At 51.7% G+C, this 21,263-nt stretch carries 20 protein-coding genes and 1 pseudogene; 16 read left to right on the forward strand and 5 right to left on the reverse strand.

Annotated features, from left to right (window positions below; all coding sequences use genetic code 11):
• Positions 1-5 precede the first annotated feature (5 nt).
• A complete protein-coding gene (locus AB2L51_RS06530; protein ID WP_395581791.1) occupies positions 6-470 on the forward strand; it encodes a hypothetical protein in 465 nt (154 codons plus the stop codon).
• Positions 471-608: 138 nt separating this feature from the next.
• A pseudogene (locus AB2L51_RS06535) lies at positions 609-1,107 on the forward strand (transposase); the annotation flags it as partial.
• 161 nt (positions 1,108-1,268) lie between these two features.
• Here the strand turns inward: AB2L51_RS06535 and AB2L51_RS06540 are convergent.
• Together AB2L51_RS06540 and AB2L51_RS06545 are read right to left on the reverse strand one after the other, a co-directional pair.
• Positions 1,269-1,910, reverse strand: coding sequence for a methyltransferase family protein (locus AB2L51_RS06540; protein ID WP_395581792.1), 642 nt, complete (start codon positions 1,908-1,910; stop codon positions 1,269-1,271).
• Entirely contained in the window at positions 1,903-3,135 is a 1,233-nt protein-coding gene (locus tag AB2L51_RS06545; protein WP_395581793.1) for a glycosyltransferase family 87 protein, read from the reverse strand. The genes AB2L51_RS06540 and AB2L51_RS06545 overlap by 8 nt, the downstream gene beginning before the upstream one ends.
• A gap of 217 nt (positions 3,136-3,352) precedes the next feature.
• Here AB2L51_RS06545 and AB2L51_RS06550 point away from each other — a divergent pair, with 217 nt between their 5' ends.
• From AB2L51_RS06550 to AB2L51_RS06610, 13 genes are all read left to right on the forward strand, one after another.
• On the forward strand, positions 3,353-3,547 hold the full coding sequence (locus tag AB2L51_RS06550) for a Flp family type IVb pilin (RefSeq protein ID WP_395581794.1): 195 nt from the start codon (positions 3,353-3,355) through the stop codon (positions 3,545-3,547).
• A gap of 115 nt (positions 3,548-3,662) precedes the next feature.
• Positions 3,663-4,124, forward strand: coding sequence for a prepilin peptidase (locus AB2L51_RS06555; RefSeq protein WP_395581795.1), 462 nt, complete (start codon positions 3,663-3,665; stop codon positions 4,122-4,124).
• Positions 4,125-4,134: 10 nt separating this feature from the next.
• Positions 4,135-4,977 (forward strand): Flp pilus assembly protein CpaB, encoded by an 843-nt coding sequence (cpaB, locus tag AB2L51_RS06560; RefSeq protein ID WP_395581796.1) that lies wholly within the window; start codon positions 4,135-4,137, stop codon positions 4,975-4,977.
• A complete protein-coding gene (locus AB2L51_RS06565) occupies positions 4,964-6,418 on the forward strand; it encodes a type II and III secretion system protein family protein (RefSeq protein WP_395581797.1) in 1,455 nt (484 codons plus the stop codon). Before cpaB ends, AB2L51_RS06565 begins: the two co-directional genes overlap by 14 nt.
• 6 nt (positions 6,419-6,424) lie before the next feature.
• Positions 6,425-6,775, forward strand: a complete 351-nt coding sequence (locus tag AB2L51_RS06570; protein ID WP_395581798.1) for a hypothetical protein — start codon at positions 6,425-6,427, stop codon at positions 6,773-6,775.
• A 3-nt stretch (positions 6,776-6,778) separates the two neighbouring features.
• Positions 6,779-8,035 carry a CpaE/TadZ family protein gene (locus tag AB2L51_RS06575; RefSeq protein ID WP_395581799.1) on the forward strand — a complete coding sequence of 419 codons (1,257 nt, stop codon included), beginning with the start codon at positions 6,779-6,781 and terminating at the stop codon, positions 8,033-8,035.
• Positions 8,032-9,432 (forward strand): TadA family conjugal transfer-associated ATPase, encoded by a 1,401-nt coding sequence (locus tag AB2L51_RS06580; RefSeq protein ID WP_395581800.1) that lies wholly within the window; start codon positions 8,032-8,034, stop codon positions 9,430-9,432. The genes AB2L51_RS06575 and AB2L51_RS06580 overlap by 4 nt, the downstream gene beginning before the upstream one ends.
• Positions 9,429-10,394: a type II secretion system F family protein gene (locus AB2L51_RS06585; protein WP_395581801.1), complete on the forward strand. Its 966-nt coding sequence runs from the start codon at positions 9,429-9,431 to the stop codon at positions 10,392-10,394. Before AB2L51_RS06580 ends, AB2L51_RS06585 begins: the two co-directional genes overlap by 4 nt.
• Entirely contained in the window at positions 10,394-11,332 is a 939-nt protein-coding gene (locus tag AB2L51_RS06590) for a type II secretion system F family protein (RefSeq protein WP_400921210.1), read from the forward strand. The genes AB2L51_RS06585 and AB2L51_RS06590 overlap by 1 nt, the downstream gene beginning before the upstream one ends.
• 45 nt (positions 11,333-11,377) lie before the next feature.
• Entirely contained in the window at positions 11,378-12,103 is a 726-nt protein-coding gene (locus AB2L51_RS06595; protein WP_395581803.1) for a tetratricopeptide repeat protein, read from the forward strand.
• Positions 12,090-12,572, forward strand: a complete 483-nt coding sequence (locus AB2L51_RS06600; RefSeq protein ID WP_395581804.1) for a TadE/TadG family type IV pilus assembly protein — start codon at positions 12,090-12,092, stop codon at positions 12,570-12,572. Before AB2L51_RS06595 ends, AB2L51_RS06600 begins: the two co-directional genes overlap by 14 nt.
• Positions 12,541-13,149 carry a TadE/TadG family type IV pilus assembly protein gene (locus AB2L51_RS06605; protein ID WP_395581805.1) on the forward strand — a complete coding sequence of 203 codons (609 nt, stop codon included), beginning with the start codon at positions 12,541-12,543 and terminating at the stop codon, positions 13,147-13,149. Before AB2L51_RS06600 ends, AB2L51_RS06605 begins: the two co-directional genes overlap by 32 nt.
• The gene (locus AB2L51_RS06610) at positions 13,146-14,696 is read left to right on the forward strand and encodes a TadE/TadG family type IV pilus assembly protein (RefSeq protein WP_395581806.1); all 1,551 of its coding nucleotides are present in this window, start codon (positions 13,146-13,148) and stop codon (positions 14,694-14,696) included. Before AB2L51_RS06605 ends, AB2L51_RS06610 begins: the two co-directional genes overlap by 4 nt.
• Before the next feature lie 139 nt (positions 14,697-14,835).
• Here AB2L51_RS06610 and AB2L51_RS06615 read toward each other — a convergent pair whose 3' ends face one another.
• Genes AB2L51_RS06615 through AB2L51_RS06625 form a run of 3 tightly spaced genes read right to left on the reverse strand, consistent with a single transcriptional unit; the run spans position 14,836 to position 18,548 of the window.
• Positions 14,836-16,185 (reverse strand): dihydroorotase, encoded by a 1,350-nt coding sequence (locus AB2L51_RS06615; protein WP_395581807.1) that lies wholly within the window; start codon positions 16,183-16,185, stop codon positions 14,836-14,838.
• A 10-nt stretch (positions 16,186-16,195) separates the two neighbouring features.
• Positions 16,196-17,593, reverse strand: coding sequence for a glutathione-disulfide reductase (gene gorA, locus AB2L51_RS06620; protein ID WP_395581808.1), 1,398 nt, complete (start codon positions 17,591-17,593; stop codon positions 16,196-16,198).
• Between the two features lie 58 nt (positions 17,594-17,651).
• On the reverse strand, positions 17,652-18,548 hold the full coding sequence (locus AB2L51_RS06625; RefSeq protein WP_166114003.1) for a ferredoxin--NADP reductase: 897 nt from the start codon (positions 18,546-18,548) through the stop codon (positions 17,652-17,654).
• A gap of 361 nt (positions 18,549-18,909) precedes the next feature.
• Here AB2L51_RS06625 and AB2L51_RS06630 point away from each other — a divergent pair, with 361 nt between their 5' ends.
• The gene (locus AB2L51_RS06630) at positions 18,910-21,261 is read left to right on the forward strand and encodes a helicase-related protein (RefSeq protein WP_395581809.1); all 2,352 of its coding nucleotides are present in this window, start codon (positions 18,910-18,912) and stop codon (positions 21,259-21,261) included.
• Positions 21,262-21,263: the final 2 nt, after the last annotated feature.

A 21,263-nucleotide genomic window follows, 5' to 3' on the forward strand; every position in this document is an offset into this window, starting at 1 on the left:
ATATCATGCGGAAAGAAACAGCGTTTATTATTGGTTTTCTGGTTTTGACAGTTAGCACATCGGTTGCAATCTGGACCTTTGCCCTTCCTAACTTCAAACCTGTTTCATTCCCGACGGTTGTCAGTGGTATTATTGATGTGGGGCCAATGCATCACCAGCGTCCGCTGGATAAGGACGAAGTGGCGGATCTGAATAAATGGCTTTCGGGGCATAAGTCCGGCTGGGGGCCGTTGAGCCGTACCCCACCGTCCTCGGGGGATTCGCACCTGCTGCTCAAGGACGCTCAGGGCAAGGACGTTCTGACCCTTACACTGTGGACCGGGATTAGTGCAGCCGATTGGAATGCTACGGTTTTTGTGGAATCACCCGATGGTGGATGGGTACGCACGGAAACATTTTCCAATAAGGAATTTGCCCCATTGCGCATGATGGTTGACCAGTATCCGTTCAAACATTCCAGTTTTCCATAAGGTGGTTGCAAGGTGGAGGGTTCTAAAAACCTCTTGGTTTTGAAGCCCTCTCTGTGTTTCCATTTCTTCGGTTTTTATTGGAGGAATGGCGATATGAAACAGCCCGGTTTCTTTGATGTTGAAGAGCAGCTTGCCTGATTGAGCGGGCTGGGTGAGCATCTGGAAGTGTTTTCCTGAACTGTGGATTTTGAAATCTTCCGTTCTGATATGGACAAGATCCGAGCCTATGTGGATGGAAGCAAAGGCGGGCGTCTTCCGTTTGATCCGGTTCTGATATTTAAAATTCTGGTCAGCCACGCTGAACAATTTGTCTGATGAGCGAACAGAATATCCGATAAACGACCGCCATTCCTTCATGCGTTTCCTTGGCTCTGGTCTGTCGGACAGAGTGTCCGATGCCAAAACGGTCTGGCTGTTTCGCGAATGCCTGACACAGGCTGGTGCTATTGAAAGACTGTTTGAGCGGTTTAAAGTGGCCGTGCGGAACACCGGTTATCTGCCGATGTCAGGCCAGATTCTGGACGCAACGTTGGGCGCGGCTCCAAAACAGCGCAATATCAATGGAGAGAAGGAGGATCTTCAGGAAGGACGGCTCCCTAAAGACGGACAGGACAGACTGACAAAGTTATCGCACAAATTAGCGTACAAGACATCGTTTAACGGTTCTTCGATCCCACCACGTTACTTCATTCATAAAATAAATAAATTTTTATTTTTGGTGATTTTACGCTGTATTATCAGAAATTTTCCATACGGGTGCGCATAATAATTGGGTAATGTCTGTAGAGGGTTCTGGTATCAGTAAACAAAAGGCAGAAGCTTCCAGCGGACCTGTTTTGACCAAAGAGACCATTGTGGGTCTGTGGAAAGCATTTTTTCTTCCGCCTGAATACGCAGAATTTGTACAAACCATGCGCTAAAAATGGTACAAATATTCCAAAGACTAAAATTATAAAGCAGGAACCCAAGGCTGGTTAACATATAGCCTGCATACATCGGATGCCGAATAAGACGGTATGGACCATAAGTTTTTACAATTCGTACGGCGGCAACAATCGCAAAGCTTCTTCCCAGGCAGACTTTGGCGGAAAGACTGACAAGAATCCCTATAAAAGATAGAATAAAGCAGAAAGTAACAGAAGCAAGATGGGTGTCACTGGCATGAGTAGAGACAATCTGAGCAGCATATGTTCCCAGAATGGCTAAGATCCAGTCTGTTGTGTTATGGCTTATTTTTCCGGGGGATCTAAATAATGTGAAAAAAAGATCCAGAATCATTTCAAATAAATATAATATTAATATGGGGTTCGAAACAATAAATATTGATGAGAAGTTGTTATAAATAAAATAAATATATGGGCATATGATAATAGTTTTTTCCATATATTCATGAGATAAAAATCTTTTCATTTTTTGATTGTCATTGTTTTTATCAAGCATTTTGCGGGTGTTTTTCAAGATAATGGTGGCGGCGTAAAACAAGGCAGAGAAAAATTGTGGCAACAATGGGTTCAACAGGAAAATGATAACGCCAAGTCAAGATAAGTGTAAAAAAAGGTACAAAATATAATACAAGCAGGAAGGGTTTTTCCCATGAGAAAAATCCTGTCCGGAAAGCTGTATTGATAACCCATATTGCGGGGATGAGCATATATGTCAGATCATAATGTAAGAGGTAGGGTGTGCATAAAGGAGACGCGGCCAAGGACAGAATAACATTATTATAAATATTTTTACTTTTTATAGTGTTGTACAGAACACAGGCGACAACAATGAGCGAAAATGTGATCTGTATCCAGAAGGCCGCAATAAATGGGAGGCCATGCACGCTTAGAAATCCAAAAACTGTGATAAAAATCTGACACAAAGAAACATCATGCAACATGCTGTTGTGCATCACATGAGAATATTCAAAAAAACGCTTCCAGATTTCAAGGCCAAATACGCAAGAGGAGAGAATGACCAGGAATGAAGCGGATGTAGTCATGCCTGCGACAATCCGCCATTGTCTCGAAAAAATCAAACAGAGAGGCACCAGAAAAACAACATGGGGTTTGATGACGAGCAGCCCCAGAACAAGACCCGATAGAAAAGGCTTCTTTGTAAGATAGAAAATCCCCATCGCTAGAATGATAGTAATCAGCAGGCCATTTTGCCCGGTTAAAAGGGAGACGATGAATTGAGGGGAGAAAAAGGCAAAGGCCGTAATTGACCAGTTTTTACATAACAGATTCAGGGTTTTAGCTGTTATGATTGGCGCGCTGAATGCCCAAAGTGTGTAGGACAGTGTATATGTGAAAAAAGCGAGTGGCCAAATAAAAAAAAGCATAGGGGGAGGGTAAAGGAAGGGTAATTTATAAGGATGGCTTAAAAATTGCTCGCTTTGCATGACTGCCTCATGGGCCGCGGTATTATAAATATCAGAAAAATGACCGTGAAGTATTTGCGAAGATGCGGCCCAAAACAGAATAAAATCACCACCCAATTTAAAATTGACCAGCAGGTTTTTGGGGGTCGTAAAGTATGCAATAGAGAAAACAGTAAAAAAGACGAAAACATAAATTCTCAAATAAGCATCACATCGATCTTTATTAAGAAAAGTCATAAACTTCAACTCAAAATAAACGCGATCTATTATTTTTTTTAAAGGATTCTCTGCGAACATTTATGCATTAACTCTAAAGAATTATGAGGATATGTGAGGGGAAACTAAAAGAAATCAACAAAGATTACAACATCAGAGTAGATTGTGTGTGAAGTTTTTTGATTTTTTGATTTAAAGCAATTACTATACGCGGCAGGATGCTTTATATAAGCGTTTAGGTATGTTATCTGCCGCAAGGTGGATTCCCTATTGGGTTTATTAGTTAAGGAGAGTGTGTATGTTACACGTAAATGAATATGCAACTATCATTGCCCGTTTTTTTGCCATTAAAGATAAGCGTGGCGTTACGGCAATCGAATACGGTCTGATTGCTGCTCTTATCGCTGTGGTGATCATTACGGCTGTGAAATCGGTCGGCACCAATTTGAGTGCAGTGTTCAGTTCGGTGGCGACAAGCCTTACATCGTCGTAATTGTAAAAAACAGCTTGTGCTTCTATACTTATTCAATGCTGTTTAGGTCTGGAGGCGCAAGTTACGCCGTGTTTGGTGCTGTGCGGGGCTTATAGTGGTGTCGTGGTTTGTGATCATGGCTGCTTATGCCCTGCTTGGCCATGCAGTGTGGGTTGACCTGCGGGTGCGGGAGATACCTGACTGGGTCAGTCTGGGTCTTTTGGTTCTTGCGGTTTTGAATGGTGCGGCAACCCATTGGGCTTCACTCGCCTGTGGTGTTCTGATTTATCTCCTGTTTTTTTTCTTGTGGAGTGTCGGAGTCGTCGGGGGTGGAGATGTTAAGCTGATTGCCGCAACGTCACTGTTTTTTATACCGTATGAACAGCTTATTTTTCTTTTGAATATTGGTTTGGCTGGTGGCGTGCTGGCAATGTTGTATCTCTTTGGTAGGAATCGACTGCCAATCGTATCAAAGAGGATAACGAAAATTCGCGTTCTTCGCGTGGAGTCATGGCGGATCAGGCGGGGTATGCCCCTGCCATATGCTGTGGCTATTGCGGTTGGCTTTATTATGACGACCCTGCGGGGTGAGTGGTAGGCGGTAAGGAATGATCACGCGTATTGCGATGTTGTTCATTGGTGTGATCGGGTTGATTGGTCTTTTTGTGCTCGGGAAAGTTATAATGTCCCCCGCGCCCGCGCCACAGAAGGTTGTGCAGCAGGAAGTCGTTGTTCATACAAAAAAACTGCTCACAGTCCGACAAGCTATGCATGCAGGTGATTTCCTCCGGGAATCGGATTTAGTTACCTCTTCCATCCCTGATGATTATGTCCCCCCGGGCAGTCTGGAGGATACCCCAGCAAACCGACAGGCTCTTGAAGGGGCGCTGCTGCGGGTGGATCTGCCTGCTGGGAGTGGGATTGTTGAGCAATCATTTCTTCAGGTTGGGGATCATGGTTTTCTGGCGGCGGTTCTCAAGCCGGGGATGCGTGCGTTGAGCATTGGGGTGAATCTGGCTTCTGGTGTGTCGGGTCTTATCGAGCCTGGTGACAGAGTCGATGTGGTGATGACCGAGCGGGTTGGGGATGGTGCGGGAGGTAATGTTTCGCATCTTGTCTCCAAAATTGTACTTTCAGGTATCCGGGTTGTCGCCGTGGGTGGCTCTTTATCCCCGCGTGGGGGTAAAAATGTCGCTGAGCAGGCCGGTGTGGACGTGCGAACAGTAACGCTGGAAGTTACGCCCGAACAGTCAGGTGTTCTGGGAACGGCCCAGCAGCTTGGCCAAATAGTGCTGACGGTTCAATCACTTGGTGGCTCACATGACGATCTTGTCACGCCCCCGGTCTGGGAATACTCTGTCTCTGCGTCTGATAGTCAGCAGCAGAAAGGCGGCGTAAAAGTCATGCATGTCTATAATGGAATTTCAGGCGCTCAAGATGTCCACTTTTAAAAGAACTGTAAGAGTTGTACTGAGTGGCATCATATTGTTTGGGATGTGCCCTTCAATGGAGGCATCTGCGCGGAAATACAAAACGCACCCCAAAAGGCATCATAGACTGATTGCAGCAAAGCGCCCTGTAAGTCAGGCGCCTTCTCTTTCTGTACTGACGATTGAAGTCGGGAACGGCAAGCTGGTTGAACTGTCCGGATCGGCAGAAAATGTGTTTTCAGCTGATCCTAAAGTGGCGGAAATACGTCCGGCAAGTTCACACAGCGTGTTTGTGTTCGGGCTGGCAGCTGGTCGCACAAATATTGTTGCCGCAGATGCCAACGGACAGGCCATTGACCATTATGCGGTACGTGTCGAACCCTCTACCTATCCCGTTAACACGTTAGACCATTCGTCTGGTAGAATTGTGCCAATGCTACGGGCAACAGCCACGCCGGACGGACTGAATATTGATGGGGATTCTAACAATCCTGAAAAAGCCTGGCGCTTCAGTGACCGGGCCCGTGGACTGGTCGGTAAAGACGGTTTTGTGTCTGATTACTCTAAAATGCATGGTTCCATTCAGGTGAACCTCAAGATCCGCATTGTCGAGATGGATCGCTCATTGGTGCGTGAACTTGGGGTAGAGTGGCAGAATGTCAATGCGTTGGGGACATCGGCGGTAATCGGGCTTGCGACCTCAAGTCCTTTGGAAACATTAGCCACTACCAAAAGCAGTATTGGGTTTCTCTCGCGTTTTAAAGCTGGCAGTCAGTCGGTCACACTTGAAACGGTTGTGGACATGCTGGCAAGAGATGGTCTGGTCCATAGTCTTGCCGAACCAAACCTGACCACGATTAGCGGGCAGCCTGCCAATTTTGTAGTTGGCGGGGAATATCCTGTTCCAGTCTCCAGTTATAACAACACGACGAACGTCAGCTTTAAACAATATGGTATTTCTCTGGCGTTTGTTCCTACAGTGCTGGGGGATGGTCGCATCAGTTTACACGTAAGGCCCGAGGTGAGTGCGCTCTCCGCTAATGGGGCAGTGACATTGTCGGCTGGGAATTCTTCTGTTCAGATTCCGGCCATTACTGTCAGGCGTGCGGATACAACTGTGGAAATGGCGAGCGGACAAAGCTTTGTTCTTGCTGGCCTTATGTCGGATAGCACAAAAATTACGGGCCAAGGCCTGCCTTGGCTGGGTGATATTCCTGTGCTGGGCGCACTGTTCAAATCCTCAAGCTTCCAGAAAGATGAGAGTGAGCTGGTCATTATTGCCACGCCGTATCTGGTCAAGCCGGTGAACAGCGAAAAAGAATTGCATACGCCAGATGAAGGGTGGACTCCGCCGAATGACATGGAGCGTATTTTCATGATGCGTCAAAGTGGCACCGATGTATCTCGCAGACGTCCCTGGCAGCGTCTGGAAACAGGCGATGCCGGTTTTATGGTGGAGTAGCACCTTATGTCATATAAAATTGTATCAGGCATTGCTGTTATTTTTCTGATGAGTTTGACGGATTGCTCGGTCATGGAACCGCTGGACCAGTCTTATCACTGGCGGAGTCTGGGGATTTATGATGCCAATACAGCCGCGCAGGTTGATAACAAGAAAGATTTGCAAAGTGGTCGTCCGCTGCCGCCGTCTGATGGGCAGACAGCCGTGGCCGCAGTCGAACGCTGGCGGGAGGACCGTGTCAAAAGTCTTGGCCCAAGTGGTCTGGCTGAGTTGAATATGAGCGGTGGAGATCAGGGATCTTCCGGCGGCGGCGGGGTGGCAGGTGCTGCCAGTAGCAGTGGTGGTGGGGGGCAATAGCAGGTGGCACTTACCCCAGAACAGCTTCAAGAACAGTCTGGTGATTCCGATAACGTAAAGTTGGGGAGTGTTCTTGCCTTTGTGCAGGATGCCGATACAGAAGCGCAGTTAACAGAATGCCTTAAAGAACTCCGATCAGGTACAGTACAGGTTCTGCGTGGGTCCGGGGCGTTTGCGATTTCCTATCTGGGCAAACATGAATTCCCATCTTACCTGATTATTGATGTTGGTGGAGAAAGTGACGCATTAGGTATTCTGCGTACAGTTACGGAATTATTGCCACCCGACGTGACCATTATGGTGTTGGGTGACCGAACTGATGCGGATTTCTACCGTAGTGTGACGCACGTGTTCGGGGCGGTGGAGTATCTGTATCGTCCGTTCAGCCGTAACCTGATCCTGCGTATTTTTGGTCCGATCATTCTCCATGGGCGTGACACGCATCGCCTGATGGAAGGGGCCAGCCTGATCGCCTGCATAGGGGTGCGTGATGGTGTCGGGGCTACGACTCTCACCACGAATCTGGCTTATTTTCTGGCGGAAGAAGCCCGCAGGTATTCGTTGCTGATTGATTTTGACCTGCGCGCAGGCAAAATGGCAACATTATTGGATATTACCACGAACGGTGGTTTTCGCTCTGCGCTGGAAACTCCTGACCGAATGGACGAACTGCTGCTTGAGCGGAGTATGCAGGCAGTTGGTGAGCGTTTGCAGGTTCTGTCGAGCATGGGGGATTTGAACACATTGCCCAAAATCGGGAGTAATGCTGTTACCCGGTTGATGGAGCTTGTGCGGCCCCGGTTTCGTTTCGTCCTGACAGAAGTAAAGTGGTCGGATGATGACGTGTATACGCGTGTTTTAGGGCAAGCGCAGCAGTATATATTGATCATGGATCCCAGCATTGTCTCTGTGCGTGATGCATTGAGAGTCATGGCCAGCCTTCCTCGCGTTTCACCTGTCAGCAAGCCGTTTATTGTTGTAAACAATATGGGGCGGCCTGGCTCCCTGTCGTTAGATGAAATTACACAGAGCCTTGGAACAGAACCTGATATAGTGATGCCTTATCTTCCGGCGGATTGTGGGAATGCAGAAATCGACGGCAAGCTGGTCATTACAAAAAACAAAGCGTATCGTCAGGTTATTGAACAACTGGCACATAATGCGCTTGCCGTTACGTTGAGTCCCTCTCTTTCCAAGGGGGGATTGTTTGCACAGATCAAAGAAAAAATTAAAGCTTTGGGAGCACGGTTTAAGAAATGAGCTCTAGCAAGCAAAATGAAATTGTTGATCGTCTGCGCCGGATGCAGACTGTGCAGGACGAGTTCAGTGTACCTGACGCTGAACCAACCGCTCCGCAAGGCATAGGACCTACCGTAGAGGTGGAAAGTCCTACTCTGTCCGATCAATCACTTATTTTGCGTCCATTATGCTTAAACCGACTTGATCCAACAATAGTTTTATCTTTATCGGCTGAGGATCTGCTTGAGCAGGTCGAACAGGTTGTTGATCAGGTTGCCACGGAGCAGCGGATTCAGCTCAATCTGCGTGAGCAGCGCCTCATTGCGACTGAACTTGTTCATGACATGAAGGGCTTAGGCCCTATTCAGCCACTGCTTGATGACGATAGTATTGCTGATATTATGGTCAACGGGCCCAATAGCATTTTTGTGGAACGGAGCGGGAAAACGCTCCCGTCTAATATCCGCTTCCGGGATGCGCGGCATCTGGCATCTGTTTGTCAGCGCATTGCGTCAGATGTGGGACGACGTGTTGATGAATCGAGTCCAATGGTCGATGCGCGTCTTAAAGACGGATCGCGTGTAAATATTGTTTTTCCACCTTTGGCGTTGGATGGTCCTTATCTGTCCATTCGTAAATTCTCGCGTCATAAAATCAGTTTTCAACAGTTGGTTAGTAATGGCAGTTGTACTCCTGCCGTTGCCAAAATCCTTGAAATTGCTGCACGTATTCGCCTGAATGTTGTGATTTCCGGTGGCACAGGTTCTGGTAAGACCACGCTGCTGAATGCGCTTTCGCATTTTATTGATTTTGGCGAACGTGTGATTACCGTTGAAGATGCTGCGGAACTTCAGCTTCAGCAGCCGCATGTCGTGCGTATGGAAACGCGCCCCATGTCGTTGGAAGGTAAGGGAGAAGTAACGCAGCGTGATCTTGTGCGGAATGCTCTGCGTATGCGTCCTGACCGTATTATTATCGGGGAGGTCCGTGGCCCGGAAGCGTTTGATATGCTTCAGGCTATGAATACCGGCCATGATGGCAGCATGTCCACGGTCCATGCGAATACCACGCGTGATGGCGTGACACGTATTGAAAGTATGGTGCAGATGGGCAATTTTGGTTTGCCTATTTCTGCTATCCGCAACCAGATTGTTGGTGCGGTTGATATGATTATTCAGGTTGGACGTCACAGGGATGGTGGCCGCCGGATTACTCAGGTTACAGACGTATCCGGTGTTGAAGGGGATGTTGTTGTTCTGAATGATATTTTCAGGATGCAGTTTGATGGTGAGGATGCGGAAGGCAAGCTGCTGACAAGCTATGAAGTGTCGCGCATTCGTCCCAGTTTTTATGAAAAACTCGTTTATAATCAGATGGATGGCGTCTGGAACGCCGCATTTGAAAGTGTGTCCTTATGACCAGTATCCTTCTGGTTGCTGGATTTTTATTTTTTGCAGGCATTAATGTCCTCGCGTATGTTCTTTATCAATTGAGTTTAGCTAAAGATCGTCGCAATAAGCGTATTTATAAAGAAATCAGTTCTTATCTTTTACATAACATCCAACCACGCCAGCGTACTCCGGTGGAGTGGGCTGTATATATTATTGAATCCGGGTTTATTAAGAAGTTTTTGATATGGGCTTCGAAGTATAATCCGCAGCATTATGCGCATAGTGATGTTGGATTGCTGAAGATATACTTGTTGTCATCTATATTGCCAACCATAACGCTTTACTATCTTTTTGGCGTTATAGGGTTGTGGAGTATTTTCATTAATTTTTTCATATGGGTTGCTACTATCAGGTTTATTTGTAATTTTTTGCGGAATAGATACAAAAAAAAATTATATACTCAATTTCCCGATGCGATCGGTATGATGGTTCGTTCGTTGCGGGTTGGTGTACCTCTTTCACGCTGCATGATTGTGGTCAGCGAGGAAAGTGACGAGCCGACGTGCAGGGAATTTAAGGTGATTGCGAACGAGGTTGCTGTAGGGCGCAGCCTAGGTGATGTTTTGCAGGCTGTGGCGGATCGGGTTGATGTTCAGGAATATCGTTTTCTGGCGACGGTAATCAGTATTCAGTCTTCTACCGGGGGGGCTCTGGCTGATGTACTGTCCTCCCTGGCGGATACCATCAGGCAGCAGATCGCCATTTATAAACGGGGTCTTGCACTGTCTAGCGAAGCCAAAATGAGTTCCTATGTATTGGCTGCAATTCCCTTTTTTGTTGCTTTTCTGTTGGAGTTTGTTAACCCGGATTATATTAACCAGCTCTTTTTAACGCAGTCTGGCCATTATCTGTTGGCAGTAGCTTTACTTCTACTGACTATGGGTATGGTGACCATGAGGGTAATTATTATTAAAGTTCTTGACCTATAATGACGCATTATTTGAACATTATTATTTTTTTCTGTCTACTTGTGGTGTTTTGTGCCTCGGTTTTTGTTCTGGTGGTCAAAACACGGAATGATGACAGGCGTGCTAAGCGTTTGAGAGGTATGCTTGCCAGTGTGGGCGAACTTGACCCTAATTTTGTTGAAGAGCAGAAAGGGGGAAGATTTTCAATAGTATTTCAAAAAATAGGCCAAATTGTTTTAAAAAGTGGAATAATAGATCAAAAAAGTATTCAGGCGTTTACCGAAAGCCTGCGCGCCAGTTCTTATATTGGGGAGCACTATCTGGAAGTTTTTGTGGGATGTAAACTGATTCTGTTGCCGGTAGGTGGTTTTATCGCCTGGTTTTTTTCCTACGATTTTTTTTCCAGACCAGTACTGCACATTGCTGCTCCTGTTGCTGGAGCCATTTTTGGATTATTGTTGCCAGATATCCTGATTCGGCAGTGGAGAAAGAGTTATCTTAAAGCGGTAGAAAAAGGACTTCCTGATGCTCTGGACATGCTGGTAATCTGTGCAGATGCGGGTTTGGCTATCGAAGCGGCCATTAATCGCGTTGCGCTGGAAATGAAGAATGTCAATCCCAGCACGGCTTTTGAGTTTCAACTGACGGCTCAGGAGATGAATATGATTACTGATCGTCGGGAAGTTTTTCATTTGATGGCAACTCGTACAGGGTTACTGGATATGCGCCGTATTGCCAATTCCTTAAGCCAAACGATTCAGGTTGGATCGTCCGTGACTCTTGCATTGCGTAGTCTTTCTGTCGAAATTCGTAAAAATCGTATGATTGAGTATGAGGCCCGCGCCGCTCAGTTGCCGGTATTGCTGACGCTGCCTATGATCCTATTTTTTCTGCCCATCGTGTTTATTATTGCTGGTGGACCAGCTTTCCTGCAGATTGTGCAGACGTTTTATAAATAATTGCGGGACGAAAAGAGTACAATAAGTATGTACCGTATCAGACACATGAATGCTCTGCTGCTCTTGCTGTTTCCGTTGCTTGCAGGCTGCGGAACCCAGTCGGCGATGACTGATGAAGTTGTCAAGGCGGATGCAGAATTGCGAGACGGAGCCCCTCAGGCGGCTCTGGAAGTGCTGACGCATTATTTGAACGAGCATCCGGACGACCCTAGAGCCTTGACCGAATTGGGTAAGGTTAATGCCAGTATGGGCCGTAATCAGGCGGCGGCTATTTTTTTTGAGAAAGCTCTCCGACACCAGCCACATTCTTTGGAGGCGACCAAAGGTCTAGCAAAAATTAAATTGAGGGACGATCCACCACAGGCCACGGTTTTGTTGTCGGATATGGTCAAGCGTTACCCGCGTGATGTGCAGGCATGGGTTGATCTGGGCGTTTCGTACGACCTGCAGGGCCAATATGTGCCTGCGCAGGCGGCCTACCGGACAGCCATGGGGCTTGATCCCATGAAAATTTCTGCCCAGAGCAATCTGGGTTTGTCGTATGTGTTAAGTGGGCAGTACGCTCAGGCGCTGGAAATTCTGGAACCTATTGCTGCCGCGCCGGATACGACGTCAAGCAGAGTGCGTGCCAACTTTGCCTTGGCACAATATCTGGCTGGGTACAGAAATGACGCCCGGAACACGTTGATGCAGGATATGCCAAAAGCGCAAGCAAACATTGTTATGGCATCTTTTTCCAAATTTAGGACACGTCCTTATGCTGCGCAATGATCGTCGTGGTGCAACCGCAATCGAGTTTGCATTGGTGCTTCTGTTTCTGATGATGGTTGTGGTGGGAACGATAGAAATTGGCTGGCAGCTGGAAACGGAGGCTGCGCTGCGGAACGGTGTGGACGAAGCGATACGTTTTGCATCAACTGGGCAATCGATTGTACCAAATGTGAAGGCTTCTCCAACATGTCGTGCTCAGGCTATTGTTTTTCTTGTTATGTTACGTGCCCCCATGTTTTTAAAAGCTGAAAACCTGCAAATAACATCGGCCGTCAATAATGCGACGCCTGTGTCTTCCAGTGGAAGTGGATTCGGTGGTGCTGGAGGAGATACAATGATTTATACTTTTGTTTACACCCAGCCCTACCTTACTTTTTTTGGAAGGTGGCTTATGAACTCCCCGAGTATGAAGCATACAGTCTCATCGTTGGTTAAAAATGAACCGTTTTCAGGCACGATTAGCTGCTGATCGCAAGGGCTCTGTCGCGCTGGAACTCGCGCTTATTGCCCCGGTTGTTCTTTTGCTGCTGTTGGGCGCAACAGATCTCATTCTTGAATTCAGGAACTGGATGCGCCTGCACTCGGTTACAACGCAGGTCGGGCAGATTATTGCCCAGTGCCAGCATATTTCAGACCCGTATGACCTGAATGTTTTTTTTGCCGATGCGCAGCAGATCGCCGCTCCTCTGGACATTACCGGCCCGACAAACGGGGCCGTTATCATTACCGCAATAGGTCCGGACCAGAATAACAATCTCTCTATTTATTGGCAGAAGCGGGTTGGTTCCAGTGTTTTTAATAGTGGGATTACGTCAGCAAGCCTTTCACAATATGCGATATCTGGTGTCTCCATGACTGCCATTCAGACATTTGTTGTGGTGGAAGCGTTTGCCAAGCCTGGATTATGGCAATTTGCTTCGGGGTTTATAAACAATCGGGACACTCCAGTGCTCAGCAGCCAGTCTGTTTTACCGGCGCGTTTTTTCGGCACCAATATCGGTATTGGCAGACTTGATACAACGGCAACAGCGAAAGAATGCACATGATGGATCGTAAAGGAGCTGTGGGGCTGGTTGTTGGTCTAGCCATGTTCGCCATGATTGCATCTGTTGCCATGGGTATTGATTTTTCCCGTACCTATGTGACACGCGTAAGATTGCAGACCGCCATTGATGCGGCTGCACTTACGGCTGGGAGGGAAGTCAAATCTTCCACCCGAAACGCCGATGCTACTCTGGTTTTCTGGCAGAATTTTGCAGTCAACCATGTTACCAATGGGCTTGGTCCTGTGGGGTCGCAGACCCCTGGTCCACAACTTACGCTTGTCAATGCGTCTACGTTGAACATCTCGGCCACGGCAAATGTCCCTATGGTGTTTGTCAGAATTTTTGGCTGGAATCAGATTCCAGTCACAGCACAGGCTCAGGTCGTTGCCGCAGGGGGTGGGCTTGAGGTTGCTCTTGTGCTGGATAATACAAACTCACTGGGGTCGGACGGTATTGCAGCTCTTAAAACTGGTGCAACCAATCTGGTTGAAACGGTTTATGGGGATAGTACAACAACGACAACAACATGGGTTTCTGTTGTACCGTTTGGTGGTGAAGTCAATATTGGGGCGTCACATGCAAACTGGCTGGATAGCTCAGCTAATATTTCCACTCTGAAATATGGTCCAAATGGTTGGAGTGGGTGTGTTTTTGCACGTTACGCGAGTAATGGCGCGGCAGATATGAGTGAAAATCCGCCTGTATCCAATTATCTGTTCCAGCCTTTTTTCTGGCCAAGCACTTATCAGCAACAGATCGATTATTGCTGGCCGTGGTACGGTTGCGTTTACCTTCAGGGTGATAATGACTGGACTCTTCCTAACCAGTCAGGGCCGGGTATTACGGAGACGCAGCCGATTACATTATCTGCTTCTGGTACTCCGAATGTTTCGGCGAGTGAGGTTGGTCCAAATTTAGGATGTCCTCCGCTTGCATTGTTGCCTGAGACGGCGTCAAAGGCGACTGTTGAAAAAGAAATCAGCCTTATGCCAATGCTGCAGCGTGGTGGAACATTGATCCAGAATGCATTGCAGACAGGCTGGTTTACCATCAGTCCCAAGTGGAAAGGGCTGTGGTCCAGTTCCTTACCAGACATGCCATATGATTATGGACAGTCCAGCACAAAGAAGATTCTTGTGCTGATGACTGATGGCACCAATCAGATGTGCCCCTGTTTTTATGGATGGCCTGATTATTATAGCAATATGGGAGGATGGTGGAATAGTGACGAAACGGCATTTGGACGTTTGCTGGATAATAAGCTGGCGGTTGTAAGTGGATATTATTATGGGTTCCAGAACACTGTTCGGCCCATACTGGATAATCTTGTTTTACAGGTCTGCTCTAATATGAAGGCTGTGGGTATAGATATTTATGTTATTCTTTATACCCATCAGGGGTCATCGGTGGATAATGCCGCAATTAACACAATGAAAGCGTGTGTGACGGATAGTAAGCATTATTTCGAATCACCAAGTGCTGCGAACATGCAGGCGGCTTTTTCCAGTGTTGCAGGGCAGATTTCGGCTCTGCGTCTTGCCCAGTAACCGGGCGGGCGTAATTTTCCCCGGGTATGGGGGAAGATAGGAGCGGATTTGAAGATAAGCGGTCTTTGGACCGCTTATCTGGTTTGGTGTTTTGCTGATCTGTGTATGCTCTGTCTGGCAGAGAGTAGTTCTGAGTGATCTATTTGTCTGTTGCGTCAAAGCGGAAAGGCTTGCCTATTGCCTTGTCCGCCAGAGTTCCTTCCCACATCACCTGCTGCCCGCGAATAACGGTGCCAACAGGTTTGCCGGTCAGGGTCTCGCCCGTAAACGGGGACCAGCCACAGCGTGAGGCCAGCCAGTCCTGTTCTATGGTCCAGCGGGCCTTCAGGTCCACAATGGTAAAGTCCGCATCATACCCCACGGCAATCCGGCCTTTGCGCACCAGACCAAACAGGCGCTGGGGACCGGCGGATGTCAGGTCCACCAGCCGACGCAGGGTCAGGCGATGGTGGGCTACATGGTTGAGCATAAGGGGGAGCAATGTCTGCACTCCCGGCATGCCAGAGGGGGAGGCCGGGTAGGGTTTGCTCTTGTTCGCCAGACTATGGGGCGCATGGTCGGAGCCAATAACATCGGGCATGCCCTGTGTGACCCAGTGCCACAGCCCATCGCGGTGTGCAGCGGAACGGATGGGGGGGTTCATCTGGGCAAATGTGCCCAGACGCGGGTAGGCTTCTTCTGCAGCCAGTGTCAGGTGCTGGGGGGTCAGCTCACAGGTGGCGATGTCGCGGTGCTGGGCGATCAGTTCCAGTTCCGCAGGAGTCGTGATGTGCAGGATATGTACACGTCGCCCGGTTTTACGGGCCAGATGCAGCACGCGGGCGGTCGCACGCAAGGCGGTCTCATCATCCCGCCAGACGGGGTGGGATGAGGGGTCACCTTCCACACGTTCTCCCATGCGTTCGATCAGCCGGGCTTCATCTTCGGCATGAATGGCCACCCGGCGCTGGCCGGAGCGCAGGACGCGTTCAAGCATGGCGTCATCAGAGACCAGCAGGCTGCCTGTGGAAGACCCCATGAACACCTTGATCCCCGCAGTGCCGGGCAGTTTTTCCAGCTCCCCGCACTGGTCGGCATTGTCGGATGTTGCGCCAACATAAAATGCGTGTTCGCACCACATCCGGTCTTTGGCGCGGGCCAGCTTGTCGGCCACAGCTTCGGGCGTGGAGGTGGTGGGTTTGGTGTTCGGCATTTCAAAAACGCCGGTGACCCCGCCAAGCACGGCGGACCGGCTGCCGGTTTCAAGGTCTTCGTTTTCCACGGCTCCGGGTTCACGGAAATGAACCTGTGTGTCGATCACGCCGGGGAGAATGGTCAGACCGTTACAGTCAATAACCCGCGCTGCATCCGCCGTGTCACCAATGGCGCTAATCTGGCCGTTGCGCACATACACCGTTGTTTCCACCGTGCCATCAGGCAGGACAACGGAACCGTTTTTGAGCGCCAGATCATGCGCCTTGTGCGGTGTGTTCTGTGCGGATGCGGCCATGGGGGTGTCCTTACTTGTCAGCTTTTGGGGTGGTGCGTGTGCGGGTGCGCATGGTCACCAGTTCCTCGGCTGAGGTGGGGTGAATACCAATGGTGCAGTCAAAGTCAGCCTTGGTCAGCCCGGCGGTTACGGCAATGGCTACGGCCTGTAGCATTTCCGGTGCTTCGTCGCCCAGAATATGTACGCCAACCACCTTCTGGCTCTGCTGGTCCACAACCAGTTTCATGACCGTTTTGCGCACGCGACCTGCCAGTGTGTAGCGCATGGGGTTAAAGCGGGTCAGGTAAATATCCACCGCCCCGTTTTGCGTGGCTTCCTCCTCCGTCAGGCCAACCGTGGCGAGGGGGGGGGAGAAAAAGACCGCCTTGGGAGTGGTCGCGTAGCACCACTGGCGCGGGGGGGCCTGTCCAAACAGGCGATCAGCCAGATTATGCCCTTCCGCAATGGCAACGGGGGTAAGGTTGATCCGGTCGGTCACGTCCCCAATGGCGTAAATGCCGGGGTGTGCCGTCTCGCTGTTACCATCAACCTGAATGCGGCCGTTATCGGCGGTGGTGATGGACGTCCTGCCCAGTCCCAGCGCATCAATTTTGGGGCGGCGGCCTGTGGCCATGAAGATGCAGTCCGCGTGCAGGGTCTGCCCGTTATCCAGTGTCAGGACCAGTTCGGCGCCGTTCCGGGTAATGCTGGCGGGGTTGGCATGGTGGTGCTGGGTAATGCCACGGGCATCTATGGCGTCTGCCAGTGCGGTGCGCATGTCCTCGTCAAAGCCACGCAGGGGCAGGTCGCGGCGGTAAACAAGGTCCACCTTAGAGCCAAGTCCTGCAAAGATACCGGCAAATTCAATGCCGATATATCCGCTCCCGATCATGATCACCCGTTCCGGGCGCTGCGGCAGGGCAAAGGCCTCGTCCGAGGTAATGGCCAGTTCGGCTCCGGGAATATCCAGCTTGGTGGGGGTGGAGCCGGTGGCAATCACAATCCGCTCGGCGGTAATGGTCCGGGGCTGTTCCGTGGGGGCCAGAGGAGAGGGGGTCATACGCAGGGTATGCCCATCCACAAACTCGGCATGGCCGGCAAAGAGCGTAATGCCCGCTTCTTCCAGCATGGAGACGTAAATACCGTTCAGGCGCGCAATTTCGCGGTCCTTGGCGGCAATCAGGGTTGGCCAGCTATGGGTGCCCGGTGCGGTGGACCAGCCAAAACCGTGGCTGTCTTCCACCATGTCGGCATAATCGCTGGCCATGACCATCAGCTTTTTGGGCACACAGCCCAGATTGACGCATGTGCCCCCCCAGTGGCGGCTTTCCACCACACCGACACGCGCGCCGTGGCCGGCGGCAATGCGGGCGCACCGAACACCGCCGGAGCCTGCTCCTATGACCAGAAGATCAAAGTCATACGTCATGGGGCAGGGCTCCTTTGGTGCCGGGCTGAGGATCTTTTACGGTAAGGTGGGACTACCTTTACCGTTCGGCAAATGCTTTTTCCACCACGTAAGCACCGGGGGTGGACATGTTGCCTTCATCAAACCCGCGGGCCTGAAGCAGGGCTTCCGTATCGGCCAGCATTTCGGGCGAGCCGCAGATCATCACGCGGTCATGCTCGGGGTCCAGCGCGGGGATGTTCAGATCCGTAAAGATCTTGCCGGTTTCGATCAGCTTGGTAATGCGGTCGGTTACGGCAAAGTCCTCACGCGTGACGGCGGGGTAGTAAAGCAGCTTGCCGCTGATGTCCTCGCCAAGGAACTCATGCTGGGGCAGTTCGTGGCGGATGTGGTTGGCATAGGCCAGCTCGCCCGAAATACGGACCGTGTGGCTCAGGATCACGTGGTCGTAACGCTCGTAGCATTCCGGGTCCTTGATCAGGCTCATGAAGGGAGCCAGACCCGTACCGGTGGACAGGAAGTACAGGTTCCGCCCGGGGCGCAGGTTGTCCAGCAGCAGGGTGCCGGTGGGCTTGCGCCCGATCAGAACCGTGTCGCCGACCTTGACGTGGCGCAGGCGTGAGGTCAGCGGGCCATCAGGCACGGCAATGGAGAGGAACTCCATTTCGTCCGCATAATTGGGGGAGGCAATGGAGTAGGCACGCAGCAGGGGCTTGCCGTCCACTTCAATCCCGATCATGGCGAACTGGCCGTTCTCAAACCGCAGGCCGGGGTCACGCGTGGTGGTGAAGGTGAACAGGCGGTCGGTCCAGTGGTGCACGGTCAGCACCTTGGCCGGGTAAAGGTGGCCGTACTCCTTGGTAGGGGGAGCAAGGTGCCACATACCGTCCTGCCCTTCTACCGGCAGCAGGCTGCTCGGCACTTCAGAGGCAGACATCCGGGGGAGAACGTCGTTATCAAGAATGGTTTCAGACATGGACCGCTTTGTACTCCGCTTATAGCAGATCAGATAGATGGCGCGCTTTTGCCCGAAGGGGGCAGTGCTTCAACAGGCAAAAGGCAACCCTGGTGCTTTGGCGGCGTTTTTAAGGGGCAGGCGCGTGGGACGCCAGTGCAAATTCGTCACAAGACGTGTTCCTGCTTCACACAGCAGGGCAGGAACAGCCTCGCTTGGAAGCCACAAACCGCCAGTGGCGGGCACAATGGGCACAAGGTGGCTGTCATATCAAGCGTAGAGTGCGTTGCTCCCTGCATTGGCGGGGGCAATGTTTGATTTTTCCATGAAGTATTGGGCAAGGCCCATTGTTCCGCCGCCCGGGATGACGCAAGAGTAGGGCATGACGTCAGATAGCCCCGCCTCCCCCGCGCGTGAAGCGCTTGCCCATGCCGTGGCCCATACGGGCCTCCAGCCCGAACCCAAGGAAGAAACAGAAGTTCTGCGCCGCATTGCCCGGGCACTTGAACCCGGAGCGCGCGAAGTTCCGGTTGAGGTCTATCGGGCTGCGCTGTGTCAGGTGCGGCGCAAAAAATGGATTTCCCGCCTGCTGGACCGTACGCGCCGCAGTGGCCGAATCTGGATTACGCGGGAGGAAATAGAAGAAGCAGTCGGTGGGATTACCGACCCGGCGGCGGATGATCAGGCGCTTGAGCACGCTCTGGCACCAGTCAGTCTGGCGCGTCTGCGCGGGTATGGGGCATCGCCCCATGCGGCGTTTGCCGCCATTCAGGCGGATCTGGTGGATATCGGGCGTGTGCCATCCCCCGCCCAGACCGACCTTTTGCTTATGGCCGTGGCCATTGCCTTTGACCTGCCTGAAGGCGACCCCTTTCTGGAGACCGCCCGCAAGGAAGAGGCACAGCGCCAGCGGCTAGCCAGCCGGATAGAAAAAACCGCCCAGAGCAAACGCGCGCAGGAGGAAGAGCACCTTAAGGCATGGGAAAGCAGCCTTGTGCCGTTCAATGAGGTGCCGCGACTCCTCCACTGCTCCCACCGTGAGGCGCTGCGCTGGATTGCCGAGAATCGGCTCCCCGTTGCGCGTAAGGTGCAGGAACCCGGTGGGCGGGAGCGGTGGGAGTTCGACCCCGCAGCCCTTGTGGCCCTGCGGGGCAACCTGTCCGAGTGGCGCAAGGAGGAGCGTGGCCCCGCAACAGGTCCGGGTAAGAGCAAACATGCGCCGGATATGGGGCGCAAGGTCGCCAATGCGGTGATCGCCCGTGTGGCGGCGCTGGACAAATACGCGGCCCATTTCCGCACCGCGCGTGCCCTCAACCGCCAGATTACGCTGGTCACGGGGCCAACCAACAGCGGCAAGTCCTACACAGCCCTTAATGCGCTGGCACAGGCGGAGAGCGGGCTGGCGCTCGCCCCCCTGCGCCTGCTGGCGCATGAGTTCCGTGAAGCGCTGGCCGCGCGTGGGGTTGAGGCCTCCCTGTCCACCGGGGAAGAGCGGATTGAAGTCCCCGGAAGCCGGCATCTGGCCGCAACGGTGGAAATGTGCCCCTTTTACAGCCCGGTTGATGTTGCCGTCATTGATGAAGCCCAGATGCTGTTTGATACGGACCGCGGAGCCGCATGGACCGCCGCCATTATGGGGGCACCTGCGCGGCACCTGTATGTGCTGGGTGCGCCGGACTGTATTCCCATGGTGCGCCGGATTGCCGAACTATGTGGCGACCCGCTGGACGAAATCTCGCTCGAGCGTAAAAGTCCGCTCAAGGCTGCCAGCCAGCCTGTGCGTCTGGCCGACCTTGGTGCCGGGGATGCGCTGATTGCGTTTTCCCGCAGGGAGGTGCTGGACCTGCGGGCCGCCCTTATGCAGCACGGCAAGCGTGTGGCTGTGGTGTATGGGGCACTCAGCCCGGAAGTGCGCCGGGCGGAGGCGCAGCGCTTTAACAACGGTCAGGCCGATATTCTGGTGGCAACGGATGCCATTGGCATGGGGCTTAACCTGTCCATCAAGCGGGTGGTGTTTGCTGCGCTCAAAAAATATGATGGCCGCCAGACACGTGACCTGACCGTGCAGGAAGTCAAGCAGATTGGCGGGCGTGCGGGCCGTTTTGGCAAGCATGAGACAGGCGTTGTGGCCGTGTTGGCCGGTGCAGGCAGCCCGAGCTTTGTGCGCCGCCAGTTGGATGCCGATGCCGAATTGCCCGATGACCTGCGCCCCTACGTGCAGCCTGATGCGGACATTGTAAAAGCCGTTGCGTCCGAAATAGGCTCGCAAAGCCTGTATGGTGTGCTCTCACGCATTCACAGGGCGGTTCTGCGCAAGGATGATCCCAATTACCGCCTGTCGGATATGGAGCAGGCCTTTGCCATTGCCTCGGCGCTGGAAGGGGTGGAAGGACTGGACCTGACCACCCGCTGGTCCTACGCCATGTGCCCGGTGGATGACCGCGATAACGGGATCAGGCGTCTGGTTGGCTGGGCGGCGGACCATGCTGCTGGCCGCCGTGTGCTGCCACCGGGCACAGGCCCGTTGCCTGCTGCCGAACGGGCCGGGCGTGAGGAACTGGAGCGGGCCGAAAAACGGCATAAGCGGCTGGTGGCGTGGCGCTGGCTGGCGCTGCGCTTCCCCACCATCTACCCGGACCGGGAAGAGGCGGAAGACACAACCCGTAAACTGAATGACTGGATCGAACGCGTTCTGCGCCAGCAGAGCCGTGCGCGCCGCTCCACGCACGGGTAAGC

This window comes from Acetobacter fabarum (assembly GCF_040702925.2).
GTDB classification, from domain to species: Bacteria; Pseudomonadota; Alphaproteobacteria; order Acetobacterales; family Acetobacteraceae; genus Acetobacter; species Acetobacter fabarum_B.